Below are 26,527 nucleotides of genomic sequence, written 5' to 3'. Positions count from 1 at the left end.
CCAGCTGGCTGCAACTGTTTATTAAAAACACAGCACTGTGCAAACACGAAAGTGGACGTATACGGTGTGACGCCTGCCCGGTGCCGGAAGGTTAATTGGCGGAGGCGCGGGCAGAACAGCTGGTGACCCGCACGCTGCTGCCCGGTGGTAGAAGCCCTGGAAGCAACCGGCGACATCAACGGTAAGCTTATCTGGAGCAACACCGGCTATCTGATCAACTGGTATCTCGGCGACCTCCGGCCGCTGCTCGGCGATGCGCTGGTCAACGCACTGCGCCAGCACCTCTTATTCTCTCCGCGTTTTTCCGACGGCCGCGATAATCCGCTGTGGCGCACGGTCGTCATGCGCGACGGCGCGCTGGTGCGCCGCACCTGCTGCCAGCGCTACCGCCTGCCGGATGTCCAGCCGTGCGGCGACTGCACGCTGAAGTAGCCGGGCCCGGGTCCGTTACGCCACCTGCTCCCCCTCCTGCGCCGCGCGCTGCGCCTCTTCCGCCTCCTGCGCCAGCAGTTGCTTCTCATACACCTTGAAGAACGGGAAGTAGATAATGGCCGATACGCAGGCCAGCAGCACCACGAGGATCACCGCCCGGAAGTCCCAGCCCAGCGCCCAGGCCGCCCCCACCGGCGCGGGTGCGGTCCACGGCACCACCGAGATCACCCGGCCAATCAGATCGAGCTTCATTGCCGCCCAGGCGAGCGTGGCGTTGACCATCGGCGCCAGCAGGAAGGGAATAAAGAACACCGGATTCATGACGATAGGCGTGCCAAAAATCACCGGCTCGTTAATATTAAAGAAGCTCGGCACCACGCCCAGGCGGCCAATTGAGCGCAGATGGGCGGAGCGGCTGCGCAGGTAGCAGATGACCAGCCCCATCGTCGCCCCGGAGCCGCCGATGACGATGAAGAAGGTCCAGAACGCCTCCATGAAGATGTGCGGCAGCGGCGCGCCCTGCGCCAGCGCGGTCTGGTTGAGGCCGAGGTTGGTCAGCCAGAACATCTGCAGCATCCCGGAGACAATGGCCGCCCCGTGGATACCCGCGAACCACAGCAGATGGCCAATCAGCACCGCCAGCAGGATCGCCGGCAGCGAGTCCGCCGCCGACACCAGCGGCTTAAACAGCGCCATGATCGCCTGCGGGATCAGCATCCCGAACTGGCTCTGGATCAGCAGACTCAGCGGGTAGAGGGTCACCACCACCACCAGCACCGGGATCAGCAGATCGAATGAATTTTTGATCATCGGCGGCACCTGGTCCGGCAGGCGGATGCCGATATTGCGCACCTTCAGAAAGCGCATCATCTCCACGCAGTAGAGCGCCACCAGAATGGCGGTAAAAATGCCGGTGCCGCCGAGGCTGTCCACCGGCAGCGCGCCGTCGGTTTTCGGCGCCGCCACCAGCAGAAAGGCCATGATCGACAGCATGGCGCACATAAACGGATCCAGCCCGGCGCCCTTCTCGTAGTGCTTGCCGAGGTTATAGGCGATGGCCGCGCAGATGTAGATAGACATAATGCCCATCGTCATATCAAACGGCGTCAGAATACGTCCTTCGTACTCTTTGGCCAGATCCAGCCAGGCGCGGGCAAAGCCCAGGGTGGTATCTGCCGAAAAGGGCGGGTAGGCGAACACCAGCAGGAAAGAGCCGACAATCATAAACGGCATCGCGGAGATAAAGCCGTCGCGGATGGCCATGACGTGGCGCTGGGCGGAGATCCGCCCGGCAATCGGGCTAACGTAATTTTCAACAAAGCGAAAAATCAGATTAAACGCGGCGCTATTACCTGACATGGCGGCTCTCCTGCGGGAAAGGTTTCATAGGACGGCTCTTGTTTTTTATAAATGACTGAGTAGGTTACCTCTTCAGTTTTAATCCCGGTTTGCCGCATCTGCAACCGGTTACTGTAACCGGTTGCAGCGAATGTGAAGAGGATCGATAAACGGCGAAATAGCCGCTATCGTTACGGCGGATATTTACAGTACCGGCGGCTTGTGCCAGATTTACTGCGCTTATATCAGGAGAGAACCATGAGCCTTGAATCCGTGCGGCAATTTTTCTCAGACCGCGCCCCCGATATTGAAATCATCGAACTGAATCAGAGTACCGCCACCGTGGCGCTGGCGGCGGCGGCGCACAACGTCGCCCCGGGGCAGATAGCCAAAACCCTCTCCCTGAAGGTCAAGGATGCTGTGATACTGGTGGTCGCCAAAGGCGACGCCCGGCTGGACAATAAAAAGCTGAAGTCCACTTTCGGCGCCAAGGCGCGGATGCTCAGTACCGATGAGGTGGTCACCTGGACCGGCCATCCGGTCGGCGGCGTCTGCCCTTTTGGCCTGGAGAACCCGCTCGCCGTCTACTGCGATGTGTCGTTAAAAGACTATGATGAAGTGCTGCCCGCCGCCGGCGCCATCCACAGCGCCGTGCGCCTCTCGCCGCAGCGGCTGGCGGAACTGACGGACGCCGAGTGGGTTGACGTCTGCCAGTAGCCCCGGCTACGAGTCGGCCATCAGCCGCTGGCGAAACCGCCCCGGCGCCTCGCCGCGGTAGCGGCGAAAAAAGCGCGAAAAGTAGGTCGCATCGCTGAATCCGAGAAAGTCGGCAATTTGCCGTACGCTCATGCTGGTGTGGCGCAGGCTGCGCTCCGCCTCCAGCATCAGGCGCCGGTGCAGCACGCCCAGCGCGCTGCAGCCGTGCAGCTCCCGGCACAGCGTATTGAGGTGGGTCACCGACAGCCCGATCCGCCGGGCGTACTCCGCCAGCGGCAGGTGCTCCCGGTAGTGGCTCTCAATCAGCCGGGCGAACTGGCGCATCACCGTGCGCTTGCGTTCACCGCCCGCTTCAGCCGGCGGCGGCGCCTGCACCTGGCGATTGAGCCACACCAGCAGCGCGCTGAGCATAGCGTGCAGCATCATCTCCCTGGCGTCCTGCTCCTGCTGATACTCCGCCAGCAGCGTCGCGAACAGGGCGTCGATATGCTTTTTCGACGCTTTCACCGCCACGCAGCCCGGGCGGTTGAGCACCTCGAGCTGGCGGCCAAACTGCGCCTCAAAGCGGCCCAGCAGCGGCAGGGAGAGCGACAGCACGTAGCCCTGGGTGCCGGGCGAGAAGCGAAAGCCGTGCACGCACAGCGCGGGCACCACCTGCAGGCTGGCCTCGCGGCAGATAATCGTCTCCCCTTCCACCATAATCTCCGCCTGCCCCTTCTGCAGGTAGAGCATCTGCACCAGCTCCGCGTGCTGGTGTACGCGAATGTGCCACCCGTGCAGGCTGCTGCGCTCAAAAATAGACTCACAGTGCAGCAGCTCCGGTGTCGGCCAGTCCGCCGCCTCGCCGTACAGCTTAAACGTCGGGACTTTACTGCTCCGGGGCATCAAGCCTCCTGTTAACGTCGGATCAGGCAACCGTCTCGTAGGGCAGCCCGACATAGTTTTCGGCAATGGTCGTCAGCCCGGCCCGGGAGCCGAGGTAGTAGCGGCGATCCGCCTGCTGCATTTTGCGGTCAAACGGGCTCTTCTCGCTGAAGTCGTGCAGCAGATGGGTCATAAACCAGCTGAAGCGCTCGCCCTTCCACACCCGGTCCAGCGCGTAGCCGGAGTAGCGGGCCAGCAGGTCGCCGCGTCCGCGCAGGTAGTACTCGCGCAGGATCCGCCACAGGTAGTTAACGTCCGAGGCGGCGAGGTTCAGCCCCTTGGCGCCGGTCGGCGGCACGATGTGCGCCGCATCGCCCACCAGAAACAGCCTGCCGTACTGCATCGGCTCCACCACGTAGCTGCGCAGCGGGGCAATGCTCTTCTCCAGTGAGTGACCGGTCACTAACTTATTGCCCAGATCTGCCGGCAGCCTGCGCGTCAGCTCCTGCCAGAAGCGTTCGTCAGACCACTGTTCAACGCGGTCGCTGAGCGGTACCTGCAGGTAGTAGCGGCTTCGGGTAAGTGAGCGCTGACTGCAAAGCACGAATCCGCGTTCATGATGGGCGTAAATCAGCTCCGGATTCACCGGCGGCGTATCGGCCAGCATCCCCAGCCAGCCAAACGGCCAGACGCTTTCGAACTCGCGCCGCGACGCGGCGGGAATGCTCTGGCGCGAGACGCCGTGAAAGCCGTCGCAGCCGGCGATAAAGTCGCACTCCACCCGGCACGGCTCGCCCTCTTTATCAAAGGTCACGTACGGCCGGTCCGACTTCATGTCGTGCAGAACGACGTTGTCCGCGCCGTAAATAACCGGCGCCCCGCTGTCGGCCCGCGCCGCCATCAGGTCCCGGGTCACCTCGGTCTGGCCGTAGACCATTACGCTCTTGCCGCCGGTCAGCGCGCTGAGCGACACCGGCGTGCGCTGCCCGTCGAACAGAAACTCGACGCCGTGATGGACCAGCCCTTCGGCGTCCATTCGCACCCCGACGCCCGCTTCCCGCAGCAGGGCAACGGTGCCGCTCTCCAGAATGCCCGCCCGGATGCGCCCCAGCACATACTCCGGCGTCCGGCGCTCAATAATCAGGTTATCGATCCCCGCCCGGTGCAGCAGCTGCCCCAGCAGCAGACCCGAGGGACCTGCGCCAATAATCACGACCTGGGTTTTCACGCTTGCAGCCTCCAATGGTTAATTATTTGTTTTATTTTTGTATCAACAAAGTGTCTTAATGCATTTTTGATAACCCGGCCGTAAAAAAGAAGGCCAAAAATCACGGTAAACGTGCACTTTCCAACGATTTACAAAAAGTGTGGCGTAGTTCAAAATCTGTTCCGTTACGGCTCAGTAGCCATAAAGGAACGGATGCAAATGGACCAACGACACGTCACGCGGCTGTGCATTCAGTGCGCGCTGCTGCTGTTACAGCACGGCGCCGAGAGCGCGCTGGTGGACGAGCTTTCCAGCCGCCTCGGGCTGGCGCTGGGGATGGACAGCGTGGAGAGCGCCATCTCCTCGAACGCCATCGTGCTGACGACGCTCTATCGCGGCGAGTGCCTCACCTCCACGCGCAAAAATCACGATCGCGGCATTAATATGCACGTTGTCACCAAGGTGCAGCATATTGTCATCATGGCCGAACACGCGCTGCTGGACGCCGACGACGTTGGCAAACGCCTGAGCCATATCCAGCCCCTGCGCTACCCGCGCTGGCTGGTCGTCAGCATGGTGGCGCTCTCCTGCGCCTGCTTCTGCCGCCTCAACGGCGGCGGCTGGGACGGGGCACTGGTCACCTTCTGCGCCAGCGCCGTTGCCATGTATATCCGCCAGCTGCTAACCCACCGCGGGCTGCATCCGCAGATAAACTTCTGCATTACCGCCTTTGCCGCCACCACCGTCTCCGGGCTGCTGCTGCGCCTGCCGCCGTTTGTCCAGACCTCGACGATCGCCATGGCGGCCAGCGTCCTGCTGCTGGTGCCGGGCTTTCCGCTGATCAACGCGGTGGCGGACATGTTTAAGGGTCACGTCAATACCGGCCTGGCGCGCTGGGCGATCGCCAGTATGCTGACCCTGGCCACCTGCATCGGCGTGGTGCTGGCGATGGCGCTGTGGGGGCTGCGCGGATGGGCATAATTCCTTTTTTACTGGCGCTGGCGCAGGATATGCTGCTGTCCGCCGTGCCGGCGGTGGGCTTTGCCATTGTCTTTAACGTCCCCGCCCGCGCGCTGCCGTGGTGCGCGCTGCTCGGCGCCATCGGCCACGGCTCGCGGATGCTGATGATGCACAGCGGCCTCAGCGTGGAGTGGGCGACGTTTTTTGCGGCGATCCTGGTGGGCTGCATCGGCATCCGCTGGTCGCGCTGGTATCTGGCGCACCCGAAAATTTTTACCGTTGCCGCCGTCATTCCGATGTTTCCCGGTATCTCCGCCTACACGGCGATGATTTCGGCGGTAAAAATCAGCCACTTCGGCTACAGCGAAGCGCTGATGGAGACCCTGCTCGGCAACTTCTTTAAAGCCATCTCCATCGTCGGCGCGCTGTCGATAGGGCTGTCGCTGCCCGGCCTGTGGCTCTACCGCAAGCGTCCCCGGGTCTGATCTTTCGCCCGGGTCTGTGCTACTATCTGCCGATGTTCTGCCACTCCTGAATTTGCGCTATGTCTTCCAGAATTTTGACCGCCAGCGTCATCGGCGTTGATGCGTTTAACGACGACCCCGACGGCGTGTTAAAGAAAGCCGAAAACGGCACTGTTGCGGTGTTTGCTAACAATGCCCCGGCGTTTTACGCCCTCACGCCCGCGCGGCTGGCGCAGCTGCTGGATCTTGAGGCAAAACTCGCCCGCCCCGGCAGCGACGTGGCGCTGGACGGCGCGCTGTTTAACGATCCGACGCCCGCGCCCGTCGCGGTGCCGCTGGGTAAATTCGCCATGTACGACGGCTGGCAGCCGGACGCCGACTTTCAGCGGATGGCGGCCCTGTGGGGCATTGCCCTGACCGCGCCTGCCACGCCGGAGGAGCTGGCGTCGTTTGTCGCCTACTGGCAGGCGGAAGGCAAAGTGTTTCACCACGTGCAGTGGCAGCAGAAGCTGGCCCGCAGCCTGCAAATTGGCCGCGCCGGCAACAACGGCCAGCCGAAGCGCGATATGAACGCCATTTCTGAACCTGACAACCACATTCCCCCCGGCTTTCGAGGTTAAGTGATGAAAAATATTGGCGACGTAATGCAGCGTCTGCAGAAAATGATGCCGAAGCACATCGAACCGGCGTTCAAAACCGGCGAAGAGCTGCTGGCCTGGCAAAAAGAGCAGGGCCAGCTGCGCTCGGCGGCGCTGGAGCGCGAGAACCGGGCCATGAAGATGCAGCGCACCTTCAACCGCTCCGGCATTCGCCCGCTGCACCAGAACTGCTCCTTCGATAACTACCATATCGAGTGCGACGGGCAGATGAATGCCCTGGCCAAAGCGCGCCAGTACGTGGAGGAGTTTGACGGCAACATCGCCAGCTTTATCTTCTCCGGCAAGCCGGGGACGGGGAAAAACCACCTCGCCGCCGCCATCTGCAACGAGCTGCTGCTGCGCGGCAAGTCGGTGCTGATCATCACCGTCGCCGATATCATGTCGGCGATGAAAGAGACCTTCGGCAACCGGGAGAGCAGCGAAGAGCAACTGCTTAACGATCTCAGCAACGTCGATCTGCTGGTGATTGACGAAATCGGCGTCCAGACCGAGTCCCGCTACGAAAAAGTGATTATCAATCAGATCGTCGACCGCCGCTCCTCCTCCAAGCGCCCTACCGGCATGCTGACCAACAGCAACATGGAGGAAATGAATAAACTGCTGGGCGAGCGGGTGATGGACCGCATGCGGCTGGGCAACAGCCTGTGGGTCATCTTCAACTGGGGCAGCTACCGCAGCCGCGTCACCGGTAAAGAGTATTAGGACCAATCCTGGCGGATGACGCTGTATACTTCGCAAGTTAACGTTGAAAGGAGTCCGACATGATGAAATCTGCAAAACGCACCCTCTGCGCCGCAGCTGCGGCCTGTGCGCTGCTCTCCGGCGGGGCGATGGCCTCTTCCCTGACCGATTCGCTTTCCAGCGCCGCCAGCCAGCTCGGCGCTCAGAGCGGCCAGCAGGGCGGTACTTCCCTCTCCTCGCTGGCCGGCCTGCTGAACGGCAACGGCCAGGCGCTGAGCGCCAGCAACATGAACAATGCCGCCGGTATTTTGCAGTACTGCGCCAATCAGAAGCTGACCGACGCTACCGACGCGCAGAACGTGAAGGATAAGGTGCTCGACAAGCTCGGCCTGACCAGCAGCGAACAGCAGAAGCAGGATACCGACTACACCAGCGGCATTCAGGGCCTGCTCAACGCCCAGAACGGCCAGCAGCTGAACCTCAGCACGCTGGGCAACACTGAGCTGGGTAAAAAGGTGAAAACCAAGGCCTGCGACCTCGTCCTCAAGCAGGGCGCCAGTTTTATCTCCTGATCCCCGCCTCAGCGCCCGCCCACGCCGAACGTGAGCGGGCTAAAACCTCTGCACTTCTCAGCCAAATCTTAGGCGATCCGCAATTTCATGACGCTACAATTGCAGCAATATTGCGCAACCATTAAAGTGTAGCGTCGAAATTGCTATGCCCGCCAGAGGATGGCGGGCCTCACTGAGGATGTGCCGTGTCCGAGCTTGTCTCCATTGCTCTGTTTCTCGCGTCCGTGACGCTCTACTCATGGAAAGCGGGCCGCAACGCCTGGTGGTTTTCCGCCACCCTGGCGGTGCTTGGCCTGTTTGTTGTTCTGAATCTGACGCTTTACGCCAGCAACTACTTTACCGGCGACGGCATCAACGATGCCGTGCTCTATACGCTGACCAACAGCCTCACCGGCGCGGGCTTCGGCAAATATCTCCTGCCGGGCGCTGGGCTGATTCTGACGCTGGTACTGGTGTTCGGCGGGCTGGGCTGGCTGCTGCGCCGCCGCCGCCGTCCGCACCACTTTGGCTACAGCCTGCTGGCGCTGTGCCTGGCCCTGGCCTCCGTTGACGCCAGCCCGGCCTTCCGCCAGCTGACGGAGCTGGTGAAGTCCCAGGCTCGCGACGGCGATCCGGACTTTGCCGCCTGGTACAAAGAGCCGTCGAAAACCATTCCCCATCCGCAGCTGAACCTGGTCTATATCTACGGCGAAAGCCTGGAACGCACCTACTTCAACAACGACGCCTTCCCGGACCTCGCGCCGGAAATGAATAAGCTCAGAAGCGAGAGCGTCGACTTCAGCCACACCATGCAGCTGCCGGGCACCGACTACACCATCGCCGGTATGGTTGCCTCCCAGTGCGGCATCCCGCTGTTTGCGCCGTTTGAGGGCAACGCCTCGGCGTCGGTCTCCAGCTTCTTCCCGCAGAATGTCTGCCTCGGCGACATCCTGAAAAATTCCGGCTATCAGAACTACTTTATGCAGGGCGCCAACCTGCGCTTCGCCGGCAAAGATGTGTTTCTCCGATCCCACGGTTTCGATCATCTGTACGGTTCAGAAGAGCTCAAAAGCGTGGTGGCCGACCCGGCTTACCGCAACGACTGGGGCTTCTACGATGACACCGTCCTCGACGAGGTGTGGCAAAAGTATGAAGAGCTGTCGAAGTCCGGCCAGCGCTTCTCGCTGTTTACCCTGACGGTGGATACTCACCATCCGGACGGCTTCGTTTCCCGCACCTGCCAGCGCAAAAAGTACGAAATCGGCGGCAAGGTGAACCAGTCCTTCAGCGCGGTAAGCTGCAGCCAGGAGCACATCGCGGCGCTGATCGAAAAAATTAAGGCCTCGCCGTACTTTAAAAATACGGTGATCGTGGTGTCGTCGGACCATCTGGCAATGAAGAACACCGCCTGGGATTACCTCAACAAGCAGGACCGCAATAACCTGTTTATGATCATTCGCGGCGTTAAGCCGCAGCAGGAGGTGGTCGGCGTGAAGCGCAGCTCGCTGGATAACGGCGCCACGGTGCTCGATATTCTCGGCGGCGATAACTATCTCGGCCTCGGGCGCAGCAGCCTCTCAGGGCAGTCGCTGGCGGAGGTGTTCCTCAATATGAAGGAGAAGGTGCTGGCGTGGAAGCCGGACATCATCCGCCTGTGGAACTTCCCCAAGTCGATCAAGGACTACACCATCGACAGCCAGAAAAACATGATTGCTTTCTCCGGCAGCCACTTCCGCCTGCCGCTGCTGCTGCGGGTCTCCGATAAGCGCGTCGAGCCGCTGCCGGAGAGCGAATACTCCGCGCCGCTGCGCTTCCAGCTGGCGGGCTTCGCCCCGCGCGACAACTTTATGTGGATCGACCGCTGCTACAAGATGGGCCAGCTGTGGTCGCCCGCGCTGGCGCTGTCAACCGACTGGTGCGTCTCTTCCGGCCAGCTGGGCGGCGAGCAGAAGGTGGAGCACGTCAATCAGCCGCTGTGGAAAGGCAAAGCGGCGTTTAAGGAGACGGTGATTGACGTCGCCCGCTATCAGCACAACGTCGATACGCTGAAAATTGTCGATAACGACATCCGCTACAAGGCCGACAGCTTTATCTTTAACGTCGCCGGCGCGCCGGAGGAGGTGAAGCAGTTCAGCGGTATCTCCCGCCCGGAGCTGTGGGGCCGCTGGTCCAACGCCCAGCTCGGCGACGCAGTGAAAATTGAGTATAAAGACCCGCTGCCGGCCAGGTTCGACCTGATTATTACCGCCCGCGCCTTCGGCCAGAACGCCGATAAGCCGGTGCCGGTGCGGGTCGGCGACAGCGAGCAGACTCTGACCCTAAGCCACGAGATAACCACCACCACGCTGCACTTCGATAACCCGACCGGCAGCCGCCTGCTGACCATCGTCCCGCCTGCGCCGCAGGCCACCAACGAGGGCAATATCCTCGGCCACGCGCCGCGCAGGCTGGGGATCGGGATGGTGGAAATTAAGATAGTGAAAAGCGAGGGGTAGCCCCCCTCGCCCGCCGCCCGATGAAAAACGCGATCGCCGTTCGTCCGCCCCGGCCCGCCGACATTGCCCATCTGCCCGCCGTTGAACGCTCGGCGGCGCAGGCGTTTCTTGCGATCCCCGCCCTGGCCTGGCTGGCGCAGGCGCCGGTCATCGATGCCGCGCGTCACCGGCAGTACCGGGCGCGGGGCCGCAGCCTGGTGGCCGTACAGGAAGGGGTTCCGGTCGGCTTTGTGCTCCTCGACGCCGCTGACGATGCCCTGTTTATCGCCGAACTCTCCGTACGCCGCGATCGGCAGGGCCAGGGCGCGGGCCGCAGTTTACTGAATGCCGCCGCCGCCCGCGCCAGGCATAACGGACTGGCTGCGCTCACGCTGACCACTTTCCGCCACGTACCGTGGAATGCGCCGTTCTACGCCCGGCTGGGATTTACTGTTGTTGAAGAGGAGGCTCTGACGCCGGAGCTGAAGCAGCGGCTGGAGGAGGAAGCGGCGCACGGCCTGGCGCGCGAGATGCGCTGCGCCATGCGCCTGACGCTGTAGCCCGGCGCGGCGCGCCGGGCCATTCACATCAGAAGGTTTCCCAGTTGTCTTCGCCATCGGCCACCGCCGGCTTGCGCAGCGCGACGGGCGCAGGGCTGGCTTTTACCGGCGCGGCCTCGCGGCCTGCCGGCTGCCGCGCCTGTTCAATGCGGAACACCGCAACGGCCTGCGTCAGGCGGCTCGCCTGCTCTTCCAGCGCCGCCGCCGCCGCCGCCGACTCTTCAACCAGCGAGGCGTTCTGCTGAGTCACGCGATCCATCTCGGCCACCGCCAGGCCAACCTGATCGATGCCGCGGCTCTGCTCGTCGGAGGCAGAGGCGATCTCGCCCATAATATCGGTCACGCGGGTGACGGCGTTGACGATTTCGGCCATGGTTTCGCCCGCGCCTTCGACCAGCGTGGAGCCGACATCGACCCGGCTGACGGAGTCTTCAATCAGACTCTTGATCTCGCGGGCCGCCTGGGCGCTGCGCTGGGCAAGGTTGCGCACCTCACCCGCCACCACCGCAAAGCCGCGCCCCTGTTCACCGGCGCGCGCCGCTTCCACCGCCGCGTTAAGGGCCAGAATATTGGTCTGGAAGGCAATGCCGTCGATAACGCTGATAATGTCGGCAATCTTCTGCGAGCTGGTAGTGATTTCGCGCATCGTCTGCACAACATTGTCCACCACCTTGCCGCCCTTCTGCGCCGTTTCGGAAGCATTGAGCGCCAGGTTGCTGGCCTGGCGGGCGTTCTCCGCATTCTGCTTCACGGTCGCCGTCAGCTGTTCCATGCTGGCCGCCGTCTCTTCCAGCGACGCCGCCTGCTGCTCGGTGCGGGAAGAGAGATCGTTATTGCCCATCGCAATCTCGCTGGCGCCGCTGTAAATCGCATCGGCGCCGCTGCGCACTTCGCCGACGGTGCGCGCCAGCTCACCCTGCATGTGGCGCAGGGAGTCCGCCAGGCGGCCCATCTCATTGGTGCCGTGCACGTCGATAGGCTTCAGCAGGTCGCCGCCGGCAATGTGGCGAATACTCTCCATCAGGCGATGCAGCGGGCGGATCACCGAGTGGTTGATACCCGTCCACACCACCAGAATAATTACCAGCACCGTCACCAGCACGCCCACCAGGATCCAGATAGCCTGGTTATAAGAGCGCTGGTTATCTCCCACGGCCTGCTCGTAAAGGCGGTCGTTTTGCTGGAAGTAGTTGACGTAAGCCTTTTCAAAACCATCCTGATAACCCTGGGTTGGCTGATCGAAGAAGGCGTTGATTTTTCCCGCTTTTAGCAACTCAATCAGCTCCGCCAGCGCGCCGTGATAGATATCGTAGTTGCGCTTGATGTCGAGCGCCGAGGCCTCGCTCTGGCGCGGATCCCGCGGCTGGCTCTGATATTCCGCCCAGCGTTTTTCAGCCTCCTGCAGCGACAGGCTGGCGGTCTGCATCAGTTCGGCAACCGTCGCGCCGCTGCCGATATTGTTCTGATCCATCATGTAGCGGATCCCGGCGCGGTTCAGCGTATTGCGGGTCTGCAGCAGCGCCACCCAGCTGCCGTTCAGCGTCGACTGCTGCTGGCGGATGACTTTCTGAACGTTGAAGTTTTCTTTGTCATTTTTCAGGGCGCTGAAGAAAAGGCCGCCGGAGGTCAGTTGTAAAAGACCAAACAGCACTAATACCAGCACCAGGCTGGTGACTATCTTGATACGGTTAAGCATGTCGTTTCATTCCAGTGAGCAGATTAAAGAATTAACGGCCTGCCGTGAAAAAACTTTAATCATTTTGATCCTGCTCATGGGCGGTAACAGAGATTTTTTTTGCGCAGAAGCTGCGCTGCGGCATCGACGCATCTGTGGTACAAAGTACCATGATTAATCAACGCAGTGATACCGCACATGGCCTGGACTATCGACATCATCTCCTGCATCACCGACCGCTTTATGTCGCTGACCGCCACCGAAAAGCGCATCGCCCAGTTTATCCTCGACGACGCGGCGGCCGCCGCCGAACTGCCGATTGCCGGGCTGGCGCGCCTGACCGGCACCAGCCAGGCGTCGGTGACCCGCTTTGCCCGCGCGCTGGGCTGTAAGGACGTGCGCGAACTAAAGCTGCGGCTGGCCCAGTCGCTGGCGGTGGGACAGCGCTTTATTCTCGATGTGCCCGATCTGGAGGGCGTGCAGGGGATCTATGAATCGATTATCAGCGTACTGGAGACCAACCGCCGGGCGCTGGATGCCGGGGCCCTGAGTCAGGCGGTCGCCCTGCTCAGCGGCGCCCGGCAGATCCTCGCCATCGGCATGGGCGGCGGATCCACCATCTGCGCAATGGAGATGCAGTACCGCCTGTTCCGCCTCGGCCTGCCGGTGGTCAGCCAGAGCGACGGCCTGCTGGCGCGGATGATGTGCGCGGCGGTGGCGCCGAAAGACGTGGTGGTGGCGCTCTCTCTCGGCGGCTATACCCAGGAGATCACCGAGAGCGCCGCCATCGCCCGCCAGTACGGCGCAAAGGTTATCGCCATCGCGCCGGAAGGCACGCCGCTGGCGGAGCAGGCCGATCTGCTGCTGCCGCTGCTGGTGCGGGAAAACGACTATATCTTTAAGCCCAGTACCTCGCGCTACGCGATGCTGGCGATGGTAGACGTGCTGGCCACCGAACTGGCGATGGCCAATAAAGCGCAGGCAAAGGACCGCATTCGCCGTATCAAGCTGGCGCTGGACAGCCACCGGGGCGGTGCCGATCGCCAACCGCTGGGCGACTAGCGCGCGTCGCGCCAGGCCGCGAGATAGCGCCGGGCCTGCTGGCGGGTCTGCGCCGCGCTCTGCCCGGCGCGGTAGAGATCGCTCCCCAGCCCCGCCCCGGCGCAGCCCGCCGCCAGATAGTCGGCCAGGTTCTCCGGGGTGATGCCGCCCACCGCCAGCACCGGCACCTCCGGGGGCAGGACCGCCTTCAGGGCGGCAATATAGCCCGGTCCGAACGCCGACGAGGGAAAAATTTTCAGCCACTGCGCCCCGGCCTCCAGGGCGTTAAACGCCTCGGTCGCCGTGGCACAGCCCGCGCAGACGAGAATGCCCTTTGCCACCGCCCGGCGGATGGTCGCCGGCTGCGTATTGGGCGTGACGATAAGCGCGGCGCCCGCCTCGGCCAGCGTCTCCACCTGTGCGGCGGTGAGCACCGTGCCCGCGCCAATCACCGCCCGCTCCCCGTAGCGCTTCACCATCTGCGGAATGCTATGCTGCCAGTCCGGAGAGTTGAGCGGGATCTCAACGTAGCGAAAGCCCTCTTCAATCAGGGCGCCGACGTGATCGGCGGCCTCGGCGGGACGGATCCCGCGCAGGATCGCCACCAGTTTAATATCGTCCATCAATAATGCTCCTTATGCCCTGTAAAAATGCCGCCTCGCCAGGACAGAGGCTGACGGCGGTGCCCAGGCGGGCGAACGCCTGGCGGTAGCGGGGCGCGAGCGCGTCGCTTGCCACCAGCGTTATCTGTTCCGCCCGGTAGCGGCGGCTGAACGTCGCTACCTCGGCGCCGATCAGCAGACCGGAAAGCGCATCGGCCACGGCGGTCTCCGCCAGCGCGCCCAGCACTCTTGCGGCGCGGGTCGCGAACAGCGCATTCACCAGCGACGGTTCGCCAAGCCCCTTCTCCAGGCCGCGTGTAAAGGCGCGGTCGTCGCGCCGCTGCGCGGGCAGCCCTTTGCCGATCAGCGAATGGTGCATCAGCAGGTGGTGCAGCTCGCCGGTCATCGCCGTATCGAAGCGCTCCACGCTGCCGCCGCTGAGGCCGACCCACTTGCTGTGGGTGCCGGGCATCACGCAGCAGGCCGCGGGCGCCAGACGCATCGCCCCCAGCAGTTGGGTCTCTTCCCCGCGCATCACGCCGTACTCGCCCTCCCGCTCCAGCTTCAGGCCGGGGACGATCCACACCTGCTCCTCAACCTCATACAGCCCGCGGCCAATCCCGGCCAGCGGCAGCGGGCAGGCCAGATAGGGCACGGGCCGCCAGCCCGCGTCGCTGCCGATCATCCCCGCCATCACCACCGGCAGCGGCGACGCCCCGCACCAGGGGGCGATGTGGCGGCGAAAAATCTCCGGCGCCTCGCCCGGCGCAATGCGGGTCACGCCGTAAGGCAGGCTGAGGCGGTTAACGCACGCGCCGTCGGCAATGTGCCAGGCCCGCAGGTGGCTCGATCCCCAGTCAACGGCAATGTAGTTCTCCATTACCGGCCTCCGGCGGGACTGCGCTTGCCAGCGCGCAGGCTGCGCACGTCCGGCTGAGCCTCGCGCTCGCGGGTGATCATCGCCAGCGCCTCTTCGCGGCTGACGCGGCTGGCGGGGGTCAGTAGCGTCACCGCCACGCCAAAGACCAGGCTGGCAATGACCGACGGAATGCAGGGGTTGCCCCAGCGCGCCAGCCAGGCATCGTTCATCAGCATGGCGGCTGAGACCGCCATACCGCTAATCAGCGAAGTCAGCGCTCCCTGCCAGTTAAAGCGCGGCCAGAAGCGGCCGAGGATGGAGCAGACAAACAGGCCCGACATCAGCATCGAGATCATTTTGGTGATGTAGCTGATGATATCGTCCGAGGTGAGCGCAAACAGCAGCGCCAGGCCGATGACCGCCGCCAGCATCCAGCGTGAAAGGGTGATGGCGCGGTTCTCCGGCGGCATTCTGCCGACGATCATCGTATACAGGTCGCGCATCATGATGGCGACCGCAGCGATGGCGTCAGAGCTGGCGGAGGACATGGTGGCCGACAGCCCGGCGATCAGCACCACCAGCCCGAGGATCGCCGGCAGGAAGCTGGTGGCGAACAGGAAGGCGTAGTTGCTGTTGGCCAGGTGCGGGTTCATGGTGAAGGCCGCCATGCCGATAATGGCGGGCAATATTGAGAAGAAAAGATAAAGCACGCCGGTATAGACAAACGAGCGGCGCACCGACGGCACATCCTTACCGGAATAGATGCGCTGGCGGTAAGAGGGCGTCGCCAGTACGCCAACGCCAATCACCGTCGCAAGCGACAGCGCCGGCAGAACGCCCATCTTATCGACGGCAAACAGGCTCAGCGCCCGCGGATCCATCGCCTGCTCAATAGCGCTCCAGCCGCCGACGTGCACCACGGCAAGCACGGCCATCAGGATAAAGCCGAAGAACAGGATCAGCGCCTGGATCGTATCGGTCCACACCACCGCCGAATAGCCGCCGATAATAACGTAAATCGCGAAGGCCAGAGCAATAATCACTTTCGCCAGCGTCAGGTTAATTCCGGTGGCCCACGCCAGATACATACTGCCGCCGAGAATATGCGCCCCGAGCCAGCCAATCGAGGCGATAAATATCATCAGGCCGACAATATTCTTAATAAGGTGGCTGCCGCCGGTATAATAAGAAAGTTCTTCACTCATGGTCATAAAGCGTAATTTACGCACCGGCGCGAACAGCCACGCCACCAGCAAAATCCCGACCGCGCCGCCGATGCCGTAGAGCATGCCCGCCCAGCCGTTGCTGTAGCCAAAGCCGACGGCGCCCATACTGGAGCCGGTGCCGACCATGGTGGCAACCGTCGAACCGAGGGTCAGGAACATCGGCAGCGAACGGCCGCCGAGCAGGAAATCCTCGCCGCTTTTCTGATTGCGCGAAACAAACCAGCCGAGCCAGATCATTGCCAGCGCGTAAATAATAAAGCCGACTAAAAAGATATGATTATTCATAAGTCACATCCTGCCAGTTGAAGGGTATTTGAGATAAAAAGGTGCCGCCCCGCCGTTCAGCGAAGGCGGATAAAGTCATCGTTATTTTTTGTTGTTACGGCCGGCGGCAATCAGGTTGATTAACGCCGGCGAAATTCTTTAGATTCGCGACGAGTTAAAACATTTCACATCCACTTCGACCTTGCAGTCGACCACCAGGTCCGCCACGCAGCAGATGCGCGCCGGCGGGTTATCGCCGAAAAATTCGCGGAACACCTTATTGAAGGACTGAAAGTAGCGCGCGTCGGTAAGAATAACGCTGACGTGCACCACGTCCGCCAGGCTATAGCCCGCCTCGGTCATGATATCGACGCAGTTCTGGATAGCCAGCCGGGACTGTTCGACGATCCCGCCCTCGACCACTTCACCGTTTTTCATCGGCGTCTGGCCGGAAACGTACAGCCAGCCTCCCGCCTCCACCGCTCTGGCAAACGGCAGGTGCTGCCCGCCGGTGCCGGTACCGCCCTCTGTGCCGTAGCGCTTAATGCTCATACTTGCTCCTTTATCGTATCCTGGCGGCGCAGGAAGCGCCCTGCCCGCCCAATAATCTGCTGATTGCCGTCATAGCTCATTACGCCGTTAACCATCACCGCCTCAATGCCCGCCGCGGGGCGCTTGGGATCGGCGAAGCTCGCCACGTCCTTCACCGTCAGCGGATCGAAGAGTACCAGATCGGCGTAGTAGCCCACCTTGACCAGACCCCGGCGCGGCAGCTGAAAGCGGGCCGCCGACAGGCCGGTCATCTTATGAATGGCCTGGGTGAGCGGGAAGAGCCGCTCCTCCCGGCAGTAGTGGCCGAGCACGCGCGGGAAGGCACCCCACAGCCTCGGATGCGGCATCGGATCGTTAGGCAAGCCATCGGATCCAATCATCGTCACCGGATAGCGCAGCACCCGCCGCACGTCCTGCTCGTCCATGTTGTAGTAGATAGCCCCTGCGGGCATCAGCCGCCTGCCCGCCTCGTGCAGCGACATCTGCCAGCCGTCGGCGATCTGCGCCAGCGTCTGCCCGGCCACTTCCGGATGCGGCTCCGACCAGGTGATGACGATATCGAACTCGTCGGTTATCTGCTTCATGTCCAGCGTCGAGGAGCTGGCGGAGTAGGGGTAGCAGTCGCAGGCGATCTCCTGCTGCCGGCGCATCTTGTCGAAAAAGGCCAGCGTCTCTTTGGTGCGGCCCCAGTTCTTCGCCCCGGCGCACTTGTGATGCGACACCACCACCGGCACCCGGCCGTGGCGGCCGATGCGAAACGCCTCGTCCAGCGCGTCGAGAATCGGCGCAAACTCCGAGCGCAGGTGGGTGGTGTAGATGCCGTTCTCCGCCGCCAGGGTTTCCGCCAGGGCCATCACCTCTTCGGTGGGGGCGCAGTTGGCGCTGGCATAGGCCAGGCCGGTGCTCAGCCCGAGCGCCCCCTGCTGCAGCGCCGCGCTGAGCTGTTCGCGCATGGCGGAGATTTCGCCCTCGGTAGCTGCGCGGTAGAGAGAGTCCATGTGATTGTTGCGCAGCGTGGTATGACCTATCAGCGTGCCGACGTTGATGGCCGGGCGGGCCTTTTCCACCGCCCGCGCGTAGGCGTCTACGCTGGGATAGATAAACTGCGGCTTCTCGCCGAGCAGGTTCATCGGATCGGGCACGGCGTCGCCGATGGTGGCGCAGGCGGCGCTGATGCCGCAGTTGCCGACAATCACCGTGGTCACGCCCTGGCTGATTTTCGGCAGGTACTCCGGGATGCGGATAACGTTGATATCGTCGTGGGTGTGGACATCAATAAACCCCGGCGCCAGCACGCGCCCTTCGCCGTCGATGACCTGCCCGGCCTCGACCTCCAGCGCCGGCGCAATCGCCACAATCCGTTCGCCGCTTACCGCCACGTCCGCGCGGTACTCCGCGCCGCTGCTGCCGTCGACAACGGTCACATTTCTGAATAGCCAGTCAACCTTCATCGCCACTTACTCCTCATTTTTCTGTGGGTAAGTTAACCATTTACAAGTGAGAAAAACAGCGGGAAACTACGCAAAAGAAAGAGTAAAAAGTGATACTTTAATTCACAAAATGAAGAAAAACACAAAAATAATCATTTTTATCAACACCATAAATATGATACCAAAACTTAAATCCGTTAAATTACGATGAGATAAATGATATGAAGTATCAAGATAACCTTCTGTTTCCCGGCAAGTCCGCCCCGCTCTTCTCGCCCGCCAATGTGCTGGCGGAAGAGGTCTGCCTGCCCGCGGCGGTGATTAAGCAATCGGCGCTGGAGAATAATATTCAGTGGATGCAGCGCTACGCCGACGCGCGCGACGTGTCTCTGGCGCCGCACGGAAAAACCACCATGACGCCGTGGATCTTTCAGGCCCAGCAGCGGGCGGGCGCGTGGGCCATCGGCGTCGGCAGCGCCTGGCAGGCCTGCGCGGCGATGGCCAGCGGCGTGCAGCGGGTGCTGATGGTCAACCAGCTGGTAGGAAAGGCCAATATGGCGATGGTCGCGCAGCTGAAGGCGCACTATCGCGAGGTGGATTTTATCTGCTGCGTGGACAGCGAAGCCAACGCCCGCGCGCTCTCCGACTTTTTTGCCGCCCGCCGCCAGCGGCTGGACGTAATGATTGAGCTCGGCGTCCCCGGGGGCCGCTGCGGCTGCCGAACCACGGCGCAGGGGCTGGCGCTGGCGCAGTCTGTTGCCCGCCTTCCCGGCCTGCGCCTGCGCGGCCTGGAGCTGTATGAGGGCGTGCTGCACGGCGACAACCCGCAGCCGCAGGTGGAGGCGCTGCTGCGCGACGCCGCCGCGCTGGCCTGCGAAATGGCGCCCTACGTCGACGGGGAGTTTATTCTGACCGGGGCGGGCAGCGTCTGGTATGACGTGGTGTGTAATGTCTGGCTGGCGGCGGAGCGGCCGCCGCAGTGCCGGGTGGTCATTCGCCCCGGATGCTATATCACCCACGATACCGGGATCTACGACGAATCGCAGCAGCAGCTCCGGGCCCGCGATGCCACCGCCTGCGATCTGGGCGGCGATCTCGCTTCGGCGCTGGAGCTGGTGGCAATGGTGCAGTCGGTGCCGGAGCCGGGGCGCGCGGTGGTCAACTTCGGCAAGCGCGACAGTGCCTTCGACGCCGGGCTGCCGCAGCCGACCGCCCACTACCGGGATGGAAAAGCGCTGGCGCTGGACGCGGGCGCGCTGAAAAGCGTCGGCATCATGGATCAGCACTGCATGCTGAACGTCGCGCCCGGCTGCGATGTGCAGGTCGGCGATATTCTGATTTTTGGCACCTCGCACCCCTGCCTGACCTTCGACAAGTGGAAGACGCTGCTGCTGGTGGATGATGAGTATCGGGTGGTTGAGGAGCTGGAGACGCTGTTTTAAATAAGGCGAGTATTCATCAGCCGTCCTGAAACACCAGCGCGGCTGATGAAGCGTTATTTGCCCGCTAATCCCTGCCAGTAGCGATTTGCCATCGCGCTGTAGATATCTTCGTCGGCGGCGGAGGCGCCATACTGGCGCTGAAAAGCGCGTTCGCTTTCCGCCGCGCGGCTGCTGACTCTCTTTTCCTTCATTGGGGAGCCAACCTCAACAAGAATCGGGAGCTGAAGCTGATGAGGATCATTTTTACTCATGCTGTTCACCTTCTGGTGCTATGACTTTCGGAAAGCGGAAAGCCTTCTCTTTTACTTCTGCGACGACAACTTCCTCGAGCCTCGGGATCGCCCTCAGACTCACGTTGGTCGCCGGCAGCGCGATCTCTTTAGCGCTCAACTTTAGCACTCCCCCTGCCGCTTTACGAGATCCTGAGTCGAACAGGTCGAGGTAGCGCCTGGGCGCTACGCCATCAAACTGAATCAATCTGACCCGTCTATCGCCCGCAGCCTGCGCCTCCGTCATTGCGTCGTCATGCAAACGCGTCGCCAGGCTTTTCCTGTAGGGTTCAATGTAATAAACCTCCTGCAAACCGGCGGCGATAATATGCCTGGCGCAAGCGTGGCAGGGATAGGTTGTAACGAAAATCTTTCCGCCAACAATGCGCTCCCCGGCCACGCGAGAGGCGGTCAGGATCGCATGCATTTCGGCATGGACGGCGCGAGAAAACTCGATTAAATCTTTGAGCCGGGTATTTTTTATCATTGCCTCAACGGCCTGGCACTGCTTTTTTTGCGGAATAATTTTATCGCTGACCAGATTGCTGACAATCATACCCGCAATCGCCCTCTTTTCGGCATCATTGTGACACTTCACGCCTTTTTTTGCATAGCAGCGGGCATCCGGATTTTTATGTCCATTTACGGCTAATTTTCCGTATAGCCCTCCGCCGCTGTTAGGTACATCATTCCATCCGATAGCCAGCAGCTCACCGTTACTGGACGTCACAGAAGCACCGACCTGGCGGGAGAGGCAGGCGGAATTGCGGGCCGCTGACGCGGCGGCATACATCGCACTTTCTTCCAGAGTCGGTGAGACAACCGCCGTGCGAAACAACAGCGACAGCAGGCGCTGCAGGCTGGTCTCTATCTGGCTACGCGCATTGATTCCCTGCGGGCCGTTAACGCCGTCGTCCACCCGTAAAAAATAGTCACAAAGCGGAAAGGTATCCCGCACGGATTGCCCGTGGCTGAACTCTTCACCGGAATCAGTATCAATTAGCAGTTCAATATCGGATGCGGAAAGTTCTTCTGAATGTTCCAGATTCATTTTCCGCGTTTCAACAGGAGAAAATACGCCGATGGCAAATAGCGCGTCGCCGTATATATTGCGCAGCAGCGTAAGCTCATCGCTGTTTTTAATAGAGTCAATAATATGGCAAATGCGATGACTCGCTATTTTTCGCGCATCGGCGGCCAGGCTCTCAGCGGGAGTGTCGTCAAACTCACCATAGTGGAAGGTTCTATCAGCGCCAATTTTGGCGATTGCCATTTTAGCCAGAATATCATTTCCGTAGCGCTCTCTCAGCGCATCACCGCCGCGAATGAGTGAGTCAATTTCCGCATGCCGGGAATGTGAATCGACGCTCGCGGCGACTAACGGCATATTGAGGCGAATAATTTCGCTTAAGCGAATAATTTCGGCATGATAGCTGAACTCCTCAATCAGCTTACAAACATGCCCTGCGGTCTCATGCAGCGGAGAGCCAATGGGACCACAAAGTGCAATCACCAGCTCCGGCGTCATGCTGGCCAATGCCTCCTGGGTAGAGTCAATCGTCCGCACGGCAATCGATTGTTTTTTTACGGCACTTATTTCTCTTGCGGCTCCCTGCATCTCTTCCTCCTTATTTGTGCTGCGCACATTACGCGTAATATGCGCGTAATCAAAATCTTAAGCGTGATTTGAATCACAATTTCAGTTGTCGGAATCAGTACAAAAAACCGCTCAGCCGGAAAAATAACCGCTCGCCCCGCCATACAACCACTCACCCATAATCAGACGCGCACGCACCCGCGCGTCTGGCACGATAGCCATAGCATCCGTTAACAGCACCCAGCAATAAACAAAACAATATCTCCTCTCTACTCTCAGTCAGGTTGTTACTATGGACATGAAAAAACTCATCCGCCATCTCCCCTGGGCAGCGCTCGGCATACTCGGCGCGTTCTGTCTGGCGGTGGTGGCCCTGCGCCGGGGCGAGCACGTCAGCGCCCTGTGGATCGTCGTCGCCTCGGTCTCGGTTTATCTGGTGGCCTACCGCTACTACAGCCTCTACATCGCCCAGAAGGTGATGAAGCTGGACCCGACCCGCGCGACGCCGGCGGTTATCAATAACGACGGCCTCAACTACGTGCCAACCAATCGCTACGTGCTGTTCGGCCACCACTTTGCCGCCATCGCCGGCGCGGGCCCGCTGGTGGGCCCGGTGCTGGCGGCGCAGATGGGCTATCTGCCCGGCACGCTGTGGCTGCTGGCGGGCGTAGTGCTCGCGGGTGCCGTACAGGACTTTATGGTGCTGTTTATCTCTTCGCGGCGGAACGGCTCGTCGCTCGGCGAGATGATCAAAGAGGAGATGGGCCGGGTGCCCGGCTCCATTGCCCTGTTCGGCTGCTTCCTGATCATGATTATTATCCTCGCGGTGCTGGCGCTTATCGTCGTCAAGGCGCTGGCGGAAAGCCCGTGGGGCGTGTTTACGGTCTGCTCGACGGTGCCGATTGCCCTGCTGATGGGCATTTATATGCGCTTTATTCGCCCCGGCCGCGTCGGCGAAGTGTCGGTTATCGGCATCGTGCTGCTGGTGGCCGCCATCTGGTTCGGCGGCGTCATCGCTCACGACCCGTACTGGGGCCCGGCGCTGACCTTTAAGGACACCACCATCACCTTCACCCTGATCGGCTACGCGTTTATCTCCGCCCTGCTGCCGGTGTGGCTGATTCTGGCGCCGCGCGACTATCTGGCGACCTTCCTCAAGATTGGCGTTATCGTCGGGCTGGCGATCGGCATCGTTATCCTCAATCCGGATCTGAAAATGCCGGCGATGACTCAGTACGTCGACGGCACCGGCCCGCTGTGGAAAGGCGCGCTGTTCCCGTTCCTGTTTATTACCATCGCCTGCGGCGCGGTCTCCGGCTTCCACGCCCTGATTGCCTCGGGCACCACGCCGAAGCTGCTGGCCAATGAAACCGATGCCCGCTTTATCGGCTACGGCGCGATGCTGATGGAATCCTTCGTGGCGATCATGGCGCTGGTGGCGGCCTCGATTATCGAGCCGGGCCTCTACTTTGCGATGAACACCCCGCCGGCGGGCCTCGGCATCACCATGCCGAACCTGCACGAGATGGGCGGCGAGAACGCGGCGCTGATCATGGCCCAGCTGAAAGACGTTAGCGTTCACGCGGCGGCCACCGTCAGCTCCTGGGGCTTCGTGATTTCGCCGGAAGAGATCATGCAGACCGCGAAAGATATCGGCGAACCGTCGGTACTCAACCGCGCGGGCGGCGCGCCGACCCTGGCGGTGGGTATCGCCCACGTCTTCCACAAGGTACTGCCGTGGGCCGATATGGGCTTCTGGTATCACTTCGGCATCCTGTTTGAAGCGCTGTTTATCCTCACCGCGCTGGATGCGGGCACCCGCGCGGGCCGCTTTATGCTGCAGGATCTGCTCGGCAACTTTATCCCGTTCCTCAAGAAAACCGATTCGCTGGTAGCGGGCGTGCTGGGTACCGCGGGCTGCGTCGGCCTGTGGGGCTACCTGCTCTATCAGGGCGTGGTGGATCCGCTGGGCGGCGTGAAGAGCCTGTGGCCGCTGTTCGGTATCTCTAACCAGATGCTGGCCGCGGTGGCGCTGGTGCTCGGTACGGTAATTCTGGTGAAGATGAAGCGCAGCAAGTATATCTGGGTCACCGTGATCCCGGCGGTATGGCTGCTGCTGTGCACCACCTGGGCGCTGGGCCTGAAGCTGTTCAGCAGCAATCCGCAGCTGGAGGGCTTCCTCTACATGGCTAACCAGTATAAAGAGAAGATTGCCAGCGGCAGCGCGGACCTGACCGCGACGCAGATTGCCAACATGAACCATATCGTGGTGAACAACTACACCAACGCCGGGCTGAGCATTCTGTTCCTGGTGGTGGTGTACAGCATCATCTTCTACGGTATTAAGACCTGGCTGAAGGTGCGCAATATCGACAAACGCACCGACCAGGAGACACCTTACGTGCCGGTGCCGGAGGGTGGCGTGAAGACCTCCTCTCATCATTAATCCAACATGGCCCCGCAAACGCGGGGCCTTCACTTATCAGGCGCCGCGTAGTCTGCTAACGTGGACGAAAAATCCCAAGGAGCCGCACATGCCCCCTATCGCCGTCACCCTACTCACCGGCTTTCTCGGCGCCGGAAAAACGACCCTGCTGCGCCATATCCTCAACGCGCAGCACGGCCACAAAATTGCCGTCATTGAAAACGAATTTGGCGAAGTTTCTATTGATAGTCAGCTGGTCGGCGACCGTGCGACGCAGATCAAAACGCTGACCAACGGCTGCATCTGCTGCAGCCGTTCAAACGAGCTGGAAGACGCCCTGCTGGATCTGCTCGACGGCCGCGATCGCGGGGATCTCGACTTTGACCGGCTGATCGTCGAGTGCACCGGCATGGCCGATCCCGGCCCGATCGTCCAGACCTTTTTCTCCCACGAGGTGATTTGCCAGCGCTACCTGCTCGACGGCGTGATCGCCCTGGTCGACGCGGTGCACGCCGACGGGCAGATGAACCAGTACACTCTCGCCCAGTCGCAGGTAGGCTACGCGGACCGCATTCTGCTGACCAAGACGGACGTGGCGGGCGACAGCGAAAAACTGCGCGAGCGGCTGGCGCGCATTAACGCCAGGGCGCCGATTTATACCGTGACCCACGGCGATATCGACCTCGGACTGCTGTTTGATACCGGCGGCTTTATGCTGGAAGAGAAGGTGGTGCAGCCCGGGCCGCGCTTCCACTTCGTGGCGGAGAAGCAGAACGATATAGCCTCCATCGTAGTCGACCTCGACTACCCGGTAGACATCAGCGAGGTGTCGCGGGTGATGGAAAATCTGCTGCTCACATACTCGGAGCAGCTTCTGCGCTACAAGGGCATGCTGTGGATCGACGGCGAGCCAAACCGGCTGCTGTTTCAGGGCGTGCAGCGCCTCTACAGCGCCGACTGGGACCGCCCCTGGGGCGACGAGGCGCCGCACAGCGTGATGGTGTTTATCGGCGTCGAACTGCCGGAGGCGGAGATCCGGGCGGCGTTTGCGGGGCTGAAGAAAGCGTAATCTGCCCCGCAAGCGGTATCAGAAATCGTAGTACACCGAGAGCCAGGTGGTGTCCGCTTCGTTATCGGAAGTGGATGCCAGCGTGCGCTCCAGATAGAACGAGAAGCCGTAGGCTATCTGGGTGTACATGCCCAGATAGACGTGGTTGGCGTGGTAGTTCTCCTCCCCCTTCAGGCGCAGGGTATCGGCGCCCAGATAGGGCTGCACGGACTGCAGCAGCGGCTTGTCGATATGGAAGGTGTAGCCCGCGAAACTCTCCAGCCCGTAGCCGTCGCCTGCAAAGTAGCGATCCACCGTCGCGGTTCTTTTGGTCGGCACGTAGTGCTTGTACCAGGTCGCGGTGCCGACCAGATACCAGTTATCCGGCTGCCAGGTCAGCGCCGCCCCGGAGTACTGCTGATGGTAACCCTTCTGCTCCCCGGCGCTGTTCTTGATGGTCGCTTTGGTCTGGTTCCAGGCCGCGCTGACGGTGAGATCCTTTTCCAGCTGGTAGTCAAAGCCAATCCCGCCCCCGTGGTTGCGGCGATAGCGCATATCGTCCCCCATCCACTTCTCGTCCACGGGCATCAGGTAGTCGGCGTAAAGCGTCAGGTCGCCAAAGGTATTGGTGTATTTGAGGGTGTTTTTCGGCCGCTCGCCGCCGTCGTAGTCCCCGCCGACGCCGATCCAGTTGGCGCTGGCGTGGCCGTCGTTGTCCCAGACATCGCTTTTTACCCCCACCGCATCGTAGTAGGCGCCGTACTGATGGCCGTAGGTCAGGGTACCGTAGCGATCGTCTTTGATACCGCCGTAGAGCTGGCGCTGGAAGTCGTCGGGCGCGTCATGATCGTAGTGGCTGCTCATACCGAGCACGTGGGCGATATCCACTCCCCACTCATAGTAGCCCACCACCGAGGTGTGCGGCGCGAGGGCGTAGTCGGCGGTAAAGCGAAAGCGCGTTCCGCCGTCGTGACCATTTTTGTCATATCCCGGCTCGGGGCCGTTATTCCAGATAAATTCTGGCCGGATGCTGCCGCCGACTTCCAGACTCAGGGGATCCAGCAGGGTATTATTAAACTGTTTTTTTTCCAGAACGGTGACTTCAGCGTGAGTGGAAAAAGTACTCACAGAACTAAATAGTACCAGAGCCGAATAATATCTGATGCGACGCAAAATGCTCTCCAGCCATT

At 61.5% G+C, this 26,527-nt stretch carries 25 protein-coding genes and 1 other annotated feature; of the genes, 13 read left to right on the top strand and 12 right to left on the bottom strand.

Translation table 11 applies throughout. The features are described from left to right. The first annotated feature begins 10 nt into the window (after window positions 1-10). Window positions 11-215, top strand: a sequence feature (23S ribosomal RNA rRNA prediction is too short). A 127-nt stretch (window positions 216-342) separates the two neighbouring features. Continuing rightward, window positions 343-432 (top strand): (2Fe-2S)-binding protein, encoded by a 90-nt coding sequence (locus ENGE1_RS29470; RefSeq protein WP_218016954.1) that lies wholly within the window; start codon window positions 343-345, stop codon window positions 430-432. Window positions 433-447: 15 nt separating this feature from the next. Here ENGE1_RS29470 and ENGE1_RS04235 read toward each other — a convergent pair whose 3' ends face one another. Next, window positions 448-1,791 (bottom strand): PTS sugar transporter subunit IIC, encoded by a 1,344-nt coding sequence (locus ENGE1_RS04235; protein WP_043086147.1) that lies wholly within the window; start codon window positions 1,789-1,791, stop codon window positions 448-450. Between the two features lie 237 nt (window positions 1,792-2,028). Here ENGE1_RS04235 and ENGE1_RS04230 point away from each other — a divergent pair, with 237 nt between their 5' ends. Then, a complete protein-coding gene (locus ENGE1_RS04230) occupies window positions 2,029-2,487 on the top strand; it encodes a YbaK/EbsC family protein (protein ID WP_043086148.1) in 459 nt (152 codons plus the stop codon). Between the two features lie 6 nt (window positions 2,488-2,493). Here ENGE1_RS04230 and ENGE1_RS04225 read toward each other — a convergent pair whose 3' ends face one another. Beyond that, window positions 2,494-3,372 carry a helix-turn-helix domain-containing protein gene (locus ENGE1_RS04225; RefSeq protein ID WP_064360551.1) on the bottom strand — a complete coding sequence of 293 codons (879 nt, stop codon included), beginning with the start codon at window positions 3,370-3,372 and terminating at the stop codon, window positions 2,494-2,496. Between the two features lie 22 nt (window positions 3,373-3,394). Then, window positions 3,395-4,579, bottom strand: a complete 1,185-nt coding sequence (gene pobA / locus ENGE1_RS04220) for a 4-hydroxybenzoate 3-monooxygenase (RefSeq protein ID WP_048253222.1) — start codon at window positions 4,577-4,579, stop codon at window positions 3,395-3,397. A gap of 192 nt (window positions 4,580-4,771) precedes the next feature. Between pobA and ENGE1_RS04215 the strand changes: the two genes are divergently transcribed. The 7 genes from ENGE1_RS04215 to ENGE1_RS04185 all read left to right on the top strand — a co-directional run bounded on the left by ENGE1_RS04215 (window position 4,772) and on the right by ENGE1_RS04185 (window position 10,907). Continuing rightward, entirely contained in the window at window positions 4,772-5,539 is a 768-nt protein-coding gene (locus ENGE1_RS04215; protein WP_043086153.1) for a threonine/serine exporter family protein, read from the top strand. Next, window positions 5,530-6,003 carry a threonine/serine exporter gene (locus ENGE1_RS04210; RefSeq protein ID WP_043086154.1) on the top strand — a complete coding sequence of 158 codons (474 nt, stop codon included), beginning with the start codon at window positions 5,530-5,532 and terminating at the stop codon, window positions 6,001-6,003. Before ENGE1_RS04215 ends, ENGE1_RS04210 begins: the two co-directional genes overlap by 10 nt. A gap of 59 nt (window positions 6,004-6,062) precedes the next feature. Next, complete coding sequence (gene dnaT, locus ENGE1_RS04205) at window positions 6,063-6,602, top strand: primosomal protein DnaT (RefSeq protein WP_048253223.1); 540 nt, start codon at window positions 6,063-6,065, stop codon at window positions 6,600-6,602. 3 nt (window positions 6,603-6,605) lie between these two features. Beyond that, complete coding sequence (gene dnaC, locus ENGE1_RS04200) at window positions 6,606-7,343, top strand: DNA replication protein DnaC (RefSeq protein WP_045291058.1); 738 nt, start codon at window positions 6,606-6,608, stop codon at window positions 7,341-7,343. Window positions 7,344-7,402: 59 nt separating this feature from the next. Further along, complete coding sequence (locus tag ENGE1_RS04195; protein ID WP_048253224.1) at window positions 7,403-7,894, top strand: DUF2501 domain-containing protein; 492 nt, start codon at window positions 7,403-7,405, stop codon at window positions 7,892-7,894. A 185-nt stretch (window positions 7,895-8,079) separates the two neighbouring features. Then, entirely contained in the window at window positions 8,080-10,368 is a 2,289-nt protein-coding gene (gene opgB / locus ENGE1_RS04190; RefSeq protein ID WP_064360550.1) for a phosphatidylglycerol--membrane-oligosaccharide glycerophosphotransferase, read from the top strand. Between the two features lie 20 nt (window positions 10,369-10,388). After that, window positions 10,389-10,907: a GNAT family N-acetyltransferase gene (locus tag ENGE1_RS04185; RefSeq protein ID WP_048253225.1), complete on the top strand. Its 519-nt coding sequence runs from the start codon at window positions 10,389-10,391 to the stop codon at window positions 10,905-10,907. A gap of 28 nt (window positions 10,908-10,935) precedes the next feature. Here ENGE1_RS04185 and tsr read toward each other — a convergent pair whose 3' ends face one another. After that, entirely contained in the window at window positions 10,936-12,603 is a 1,668-nt protein-coding gene (gene tsr / locus ENGE1_RS04180) for a methyl-accepting chemotaxis protein (RefSeq protein WP_048253226.1), read from the bottom strand. Between the two features lie 177 nt (window positions 12,604-12,780). On the opposite strand from tsr, the gene ENGE1_RS04175 reads away from it, so the two are divergent. Next, window positions 12,781-13,644 carry a MurR/RpiR family transcriptional regulator gene (locus ENGE1_RS04175; protein ID WP_048253227.1) on the top strand — a complete coding sequence of 288 codons (864 nt, stop codon included), beginning with the start codon at window positions 12,781-12,783 and terminating at the stop codon, window positions 13,642-13,644. Here ENGE1_RS04175 and ENGE1_RS04170 read toward each other — a convergent pair. The 5 genes from ENGE1_RS04170 to ENGE1_RS04150 form a co-directional block, all read right to left on the bottom strand. Beyond that, window positions 13,641-14,246 (bottom strand): 2-dehydro-3-deoxy-6-phosphogalactonate aldolase, encoded by a 606-nt coding sequence (locus tag ENGE1_RS04170; protein ID WP_048253228.1) that lies wholly within the window; start codon window positions 14,244-14,246, stop codon window positions 13,641-13,643. The genes ENGE1_RS04175 and ENGE1_RS04170 overlap by 4 nt on opposite strands. Then, the gene (locus ENGE1_RS04165) at window positions 14,233-15,105 is read right to left on the bottom strand and encodes a 2-dehydro-3-deoxygalactonokinase (protein ID WP_048253229.1); all 873 of its coding nucleotides are present in this window, start codon (window positions 15,103-15,105) and stop codon (window positions 14,233-14,235) included. The genes ENGE1_RS04170 and ENGE1_RS04165 overlap by 14 nt, the downstream gene beginning before the upstream one ends. Next, window positions 15,105-16,595 (bottom strand): sodium:solute symporter family protein, encoded by a 1,491-nt coding sequence (locus tag ENGE1_RS04160; protein WP_043086169.1) that lies wholly within the window; start codon window positions 16,593-16,595, stop codon window positions 15,105-15,107. Before ENGE1_RS04160 ends, ENGE1_RS04165 begins: the two co-directional genes overlap by 1 nt. Window positions 16,596-16,733: 138 nt before the next feature. Further along, the gene (locus tag ENGE1_RS04155) at window positions 16,734-17,126 is read right to left on the bottom strand and encodes a RidA family protein (RefSeq protein ID WP_048253230.1); all 393 of its coding nucleotides are present in this window, start codon (window positions 17,124-17,126) and stop codon (window positions 16,734-16,736) included. Further along, complete coding sequence (locus ENGE1_RS04150; protein ID WP_048253231.1) at window positions 17,123-18,577, bottom strand: N-acyl-D-amino-acid deacylase family protein; 1,455 nt, start codon at window positions 18,575-18,577, stop codon at window positions 17,123-17,125. The genes ENGE1_RS04155 and ENGE1_RS04150 overlap by 4 nt, the downstream gene beginning before the upstream one ends. A 200-nt stretch (window positions 18,578-18,777) precedes the next feature. On the opposite strand from ENGE1_RS04150, the gene ENGE1_RS04145 reads away from it, so the two are divergent. Beyond that, window positions 18,778-19,998: an amino acid deaminase gene (locus tag ENGE1_RS04145; RefSeq protein WP_048253232.1), complete on the top strand. Its 1,221-nt coding sequence runs from the start codon at window positions 18,778-18,780 to the stop codon at window positions 19,996-19,998. 53 nt (window positions 19,999-20,051) lie between these two features. Here ENGE1_RS04145 and ENGE1_RS04140 read toward each other — a convergent pair whose 3' ends face one another. Together ENGE1_RS04140 and ENGE1_RS04135 are read right to left on the bottom strand one after the other, a co-directional pair. Further along, the gene (locus tag ENGE1_RS04140; RefSeq protein WP_043086174.1) at window positions 20,052-20,249 is read right to left on the bottom strand and encodes a hypothetical protein; all 198 of its coding nucleotides are present in this window, start codon (window positions 20,247-20,249) and stop codon (window positions 20,052-20,054) included. After that, window positions 20,242-21,885, bottom strand: a complete 1,644-nt coding sequence (locus tag ENGE1_RS04135) for an anti-phage dCTP deaminase (RefSeq protein WP_048253233.1) — start codon at window positions 21,883-21,885, stop codon at window positions 20,242-20,244. Before ENGE1_RS04135 ends, ENGE1_RS04140 begins: the two co-directional genes overlap by 8 nt. A 271-nt stretch (window positions 21,886-22,156) precedes the next feature. On the opposite strand from ENGE1_RS04135, the gene ENGE1_RS04130 reads away from it, so the two are divergent. Continuing rightward, window positions 22,157-24,310, top strand: a complete 2,154-nt coding sequence (locus tag ENGE1_RS04130; protein WP_048253234.1) for a carbon starvation CstA family protein — start codon at window positions 22,157-22,159, stop codon at window positions 24,308-24,310. A gap of 88 nt (window positions 24,311-24,398) precedes the next feature. Beyond that, on the top strand, window positions 24,399-25,358 hold the full coding sequence (yjiA, locus tag ENGE1_RS04125) for a GTPase (protein WP_048253235.1): 960 nt from the start codon (window positions 24,399-24,401) through the stop codon (window positions 25,356-25,358). Window positions 25,359-25,376: 18 nt separating this feature from the next. Here yjiA and ENGE1_RS04120 read toward each other — a convergent pair whose 3' ends face one another. Next, the gene (locus tag ENGE1_RS04120) at window positions 25,377-26,465 is read right to left on the bottom strand and encodes a porin (protein WP_225823489.1); all 1,089 of its coding nucleotides are present in this window, start codon (window positions 26,463-26,465) and stop codon (window positions 25,377-25,379) included. Between the last annotated feature and the right edge of the window lie 62 nt (window positions 26,466-26,527).

Source organism: Pluralibacter gergoviae ATCC 33028 = NBRC 105706, from assembly GCF_001598855.1.
Lineage (GTDB): Bacteria > Pseudomonadota > Gammaproteobacteria > Enterobacterales > Enterobacteriaceae > Pluralibacter > Pluralibacter gergoviae.
The sequence above is the reverse complement of the archived record's forward strand: the minus strand, read 5'-3'. Positions and strand labels throughout refer to the sequence as shown.

Coding starts and splice junctions, on each gene's coding strand:
- ENGE1_RS04170 (WP_048253228.1), bottom strand. CDS start 14,246: ATGGACGATATTAAACTGGTGGCGATCCTGCGCGGGATCCGTCCCGCC.
- dnaT (WP_048253223.1), top strand. CDS start 6,063: ATGTCTTCCAGAATTTTGACCGCCAGCGTCATCGGCGTTGATGCGTTT.
- ENGE1_RS04215 (WP_043086153.1), top strand. CDS start 4,772: ATGCAAATGGACCAACGACACGTCACGCGGCTGTGCATTCAGTGCGCG.
- ENGE1_RS04175 (WP_048253227.1), top strand. CDS start 12,781: ATGGCCTGGACTATCGACATCATCTCCTGCATCACCGACCGCTTTATG.
- ENGE1_RS04225 (WP_064360551.1), bottom strand. CDS start 3,372: ATGCCCCGGAGCAGTAAAGTCCCGACGTTTAAGCTGTACGGCGAGGCG.
- ENGE1_RS04155 (WP_048253230.1), bottom strand. CDS start 17,126: ATGAGCATTAAGCGCTACGGCACAGAGGGCGGTACCGGCACCGGCGGG.
- yjiA (WP_048253235.1), top strand. CDS start 24,399: ATGCCCCCTATCGCCGTCACCCTACTCACCGGCTTTCTCGGCGCCGGA.
- ENGE1_RS04165 (WP_048253229.1), bottom strand. CDS start 15,105: ATGGAGAACTACATTGCCGTTGACTGGGGATCGAGCCACCTGCGGGCC.
- tsr (WP_048253226.1), bottom strand. CDS start 12,603: ATGCTTAACCGTATCAAGATAGTCACCAGCCTGGTGCTGGTATTAGTG.
- ENGE1_RS04210 (WP_043086154.1), top strand. CDS start 5,530: ATGGGCATAATTCCTTTTTTACTGGCGCTGGCGCAGGATATGCTGCTG.
- ENGE1_RS04235 (WP_043086147.1), bottom strand. CDS start 1,791: ATGTCAGGTAATAGCGCCGCGTTTAATCTGATTTTTCGCTTTGTTGAA.
- ENGE1_RS04195 (WP_048253224.1), top strand. CDS start 7,403: ATGATGAAATCTGCAAAACGCACCCTCTGCGCCGCAGCTGCGGCCTGT.
- ENGE1_RS04145 (WP_048253232.1), top strand. CDS start 18,778: ATGAAGTATCAAGATAACCTTCTGTTTCCCGGCAAGTCCGCCCCGCTC.
- ENGE1_RS04230 (WP_043086148.1), top strand. CDS start 2,029: ATGAGCCTTGAATCCGTGCGGCAATTTTTCTCAGACCGCGCCCCCGAT.
- ENGE1_RS04130 (WP_048253234.1), top strand. CDS start 22,157: ATGGACATGAAAAAACTCATCCGCCATCTCCCCTGGGCAGCGCTCGGC.
- ENGE1_RS29470 (WP_218016954.1), top strand. CDS start 343: ATGCGCGACGGCGCGCTGGTGCGCCGCACCTGCTGCCAGCGCTACCGC.
- ENGE1_RS04140 (WP_043086174.1), bottom strand. CDS start 20,249: ATGAGTAAAAATGATCCTCATCAGCTTCAGCTCCCGATTCTTGTTGAG.
- ENGE1_RS04160 (WP_043086169.1), bottom strand. CDS start 16,595: ATGAATAATCATATCTTTTTAGTCGGCTTTATTATTTACGCGCTGGCA.
- ENGE1_RS04150 (WP_048253231.1), bottom strand. CDS start 18,577: ATGAAGGTTGACTGGCTATTCAGAAATGTGACCGTTGTCGACGGCAGC.
- ENGE1_RS04185 (WP_048253225.1), top strand. CDS start 10,389: ATGAAAAACGCGATCGCCGTTCGTCCGCCCCGGCCCGCCGACATTGCC.
- dnaC (WP_045291058.1), top strand. CDS start 6,606: ATGAAAAATATTGGCGACGTAATGCAGCGTCTGCAGAAAATGATGCCG.
- ENGE1_RS04135 (WP_048253233.1), bottom strand. CDS start 21,885: ATGCAGGGAGCCGCAAGAGAAATAAGTGCCGTAAAAAAACAATCGATT.